Below are 714 nucleotides of genomic sequence, written 5' to 3'. Positions count from 1 at the left end.
GGGCGCAAGGCGGGGGCGCTGGTGGTGCTGGTCGCCGGCGACCTGGTGCTCTACGTCGAGCGGGGTGGGCGGACGATCCTCTCCTTCTCTGCCGACCCGGACGCGCTGATGGCGGCCGGCAAGGCGCTCGCCGACGCGGTCCACTCCGGAGCGTTGGGCCCGATGTCGGTGGAACGGGCCGACGGTGAGGCGGTGCGCTCCTCGCCGCTGCACGAGGCGCTCACCGCGGCCGGGTTCCGGCCCACCCCACGCGGCCTGCGTCTGCGTGGTTGACCCGGACGGCTCGACGCGGCGGCGGACCCACTCGGTGCGAGCCGCGTCCGGCGCGGTGTGGCGTGGCGGTCGCGGTCAGCGCAGGGCGGTGAGGACCTTCTCGTACCGGGTGCGCTCGGCGGCGGGGGTCTTCGCCTCCAGGTAGCTGAGCACCACCGCACCCCGGCGGAAGGACCCGCCGCTCCAGGTCTCGGCGACGTCGCCGGCGCTGGACTCGTCGGGGAAGACGTAGACGGTGACGGCGTCGGTGGCGATCAGCTCGGAGCAGCCGAGCCCGAGGCCGTCCGGTCCGCAGTCGACCGAACGGTCCCGGGGGTTCGGCACCCGCAGCCCGGCTGCCCGGAACGCCTCGACGACATCCCGGGCCGCCGGCGCGCCGGCCGGCCGAGCGGGCAGCACCACCGGGGGCGGGCTGGCCGGGCGGCGCTCGGTGGGCAGGCT

At 76.8% G+C, this 714-nt stretch carries 2 protein-coding genes; one reads left to right on the top strand and one right to left on the bottom strand.

Annotated features, from left to right (window positions below; genetic code table 11):
• Positions 1–273 (top strand): hypothetical protein (locus tag C1I99_RS31795; RefSeq protein WP_438941472.1); only part of this gene is annotated, 273 nt, incomplete at its 5' end.
• 75 nt (positions 274–348) lie between these two features.
• Here C1I99_RS31795 and C1I99_RS33035 read toward each other — a convergent pair.
• Positions 349–714 (bottom strand): hypothetical protein (locus C1I99_RS33035; protein ID WP_158554130.1); only part of this gene is annotated, 366 nt, incomplete at its 5' end.

This window comes from Micromonospora deserti, from assembly GCF_003236335.1.
GTDB lineage: Bacteria > Actinomycetota > Actinomycetes > Mycobacteriales > Micromonosporaceae > Micromonospora > Micromonospora deserti.
The sequence above is the reverse complement of the archived record's forward strand: the minus strand, read 5'-3'. Positions and strand labels throughout refer to the sequence as shown.